Origin of the sequence: Cyclobacterium qasimii M12-11B (assembly GCF_000427295.1) — a bacterium.
GTDB classification, from domain to species: Bacteria; Bacteroidota; Bacteroidia; order Cytophagales; family Cyclobacteriaceae; genus Cyclobacterium; species Cyclobacterium qasimii.
Genome location: NZ_ATNM01000140.1, coordinates 1 through 613 on the forward strand (window position 1 = coordinate 1; position 613 = coordinate 613).

Genomic DNA, 613 nt, shown 5'->3' on the forward strand with positions numbered 1-613 from the left:
AACTGATCTGCTGATTATCAAAACTGACCGCTGACTTTGAAATGGTCCCGCCTATCCCTTCTATGACCACTTCACCAAACCCGTCAACCGGAACAGCTGTAATCACTTTACCGAGTCTTCCTCTGAGATCATCTTCTCTATATGCCAATGATTCTTCTGCAGATGATAATGGCACCAGCACAAAGATGTGAAGCAATACCACCAGCATGATCGAAAGGATGCAAGATAAAAGCGCAATCAGCAAGCTCGACAGAGGCAATACGAGTTCACCTATATATCCGCCCGCTGAAAAAACATGTGAAAAAATGAGAGCACTAATGTCGGATTAAGAACGGAATGCCTTCTGGCAGCCCTGCAAATACATCTCCGAAAAACAGGAATAACAGCGTAAGGCTGCCCGCAATAATAAGCGTATAAAGATACATTGTTTGTATAGGTACTCCAAATAACTCCAATTTCCTCATCCTTTCTTCATCAATGCATTGATGAACGGCCGCCGTTACCATTTATACGAGACACCACAGGAAAAGTTTCAAAATTTTAAGACAAATAACCCATTTGAAGTGCTTTATAAATGATAATTGCTTATATATATGGTAATGTCATTTTAGGA

At 40.6% G+C, this 613-nt stretch carries 2 protein-coding genes; both read right to left on the reverse strand.

Annotated features, from left to right (window positions below):
- Positions 1-319, reverse strand: a 319-nt coding sequence (locus tag ADICYQ_RS31295; protein ID WP_498366137.1) for an NfeD family membrane protein, incomplete at its 3' end; no start/stop codon positions are given.
- Complete coding sequence (locus tag ADICYQ_RS31300) at positions 315-506, reverse strand: NfeD family membrane protein (RefSeq protein WP_498366136.1); 192 nt, start codon at positions 504-506, stop codon at positions 315-317. The genes ADICYQ_RS31295 and ADICYQ_RS31300, both read right to left, overlap by 5 nt.
- Positions 507-613 lie beyond the last annotated feature (107 nt).